The following is a 277-nucleotide window of genomic DNA, read 5'->3' as shown; positions in this document are numbered from 1 at the left end:
GTTTTGTTCGATTTTTGCCTATTTCCCGCCGTTTTGGCGGAAAACAGGCGAACTAACCCTACGACAGCAGGTATTTTTCACCCATCAGCAGGTTGCTGAACGCAGCCAGCAAGTGCAATCGGTTACTGTTTTTGGCCAAGCCGCGATAGCGAACTTTGCTATAGCCAAAGACCTGCTTGATGTACCGGAATGGGTGTTCCACTTTGGCCCGGGCGCTGGCTTTGAGCTTCTCGGCCTTTAGCTTTCGGTCGTCCAGTTTTTTACGAGAACCGGGGCG

At 52.0% G+C, this 277-nt stretch carries 1 protein-coding gene; it reads right to left on the bottom strand.

The window, feature by feature from the left end:
• Positions 1–58: 58 nt before the first annotated feature.
• Positions 59–277: transposase (locus H3Z84_RS00015; protein WP_199455799.1), on the bottom strand; the 219-nt coding region annotated here is incomplete at its 5' end.

Origin of the sequence: Marinobacter sp. bablab_jr003 (genome assembly GCF_016464245.1) — a bacterium.
Taxonomy (GTDB): domain Bacteria; phylum Pseudomonadota; class Gammaproteobacteria; order Pseudomonadales; family Oleiphilaceae; genus Marinobacter; species Marinobacter vinifirmus.
This window is presented reverse-complemented; position numbering and strand designations above follow the sequence as displayed.